This window comes from Paenibacillus sp. MZ03-122A, assembly GCF_024213325.1.
GTDB lineage: Bacteria > Bacillota > Bacilli > Paenibacillales > Paenibacillaceae > Paenibacillus > Paenibacillus polymyxa_B.
Window position 1 is genome coordinate 1 of the sequence record NZ_JANAVI010000058.1, and the last position, 675, is coordinate 675.

A 675-nucleotide genomic window follows, 5' to 3' on the forward strand; every position below is an offset into this window, starting at 1 on the left:
GACACCCAATAATATTGCTGTAGTGTTTGAAGATAAACAGCTGACTTATAAGGAAGTAAACGAAAAGGCAAACCAACTGGCCAGAAAATTAAGAGAAAAGGGAATAAAACCTGATAGTGTAGTGGGAATTATGGTAGAACGTTCCCCGGAAATGATCATAGGGATCATGGCTGTCCTAAAAGCTGGGGGGGCTTATTTACCCATAGCTCCTGAATACCCTGAAGACAGGATCCAGTTTATGCTTGATGACAGTGGCAGCCAAATTATTCTGATACAGGATAAATTTATAAATGCTAAAGGTAGTTACAGAAATGCTGAATTTATTAGCATAGAAAATCAGGAACTATTTACTGGGGATGTATCAAATCCAAAGTTAATTAGTAAACCTGAAAACTTGGCTTATGTAATATATACATCCGGTTCTACCGGCAAACCCAAAGGGGTAATGATAGAGAACTACTCCGTAATCAACCGGATCAACTGGATGCAGAAGCAATACCCGATAGCTGAAGGTGATGTGATCCTGCAGAAAACTCCCTATACCTTTGACGTATCGGTATGGGAATTATTGTGGTGGAGCTTTACTGGGGCCAAAGTCTGCCTGCTGATACCGGGAGGAGAAAAAAATCCGGAAGAAATCGTGAAGGCAATCGAAAAAAATAAAGTTACCACAAT

General features: G+C 40.1%; 1 protein-coding gene. It reads left to right on the plus strand.

Annotation, left to right across the window (positions count from 1 at the left end):
- On the plus strand, positions 1 to 675 hold a 675-nt coding region (locus NLX74_RS25530), incomplete at both ends, for an AMP-binding protein (RefSeq protein WP_254330936.1).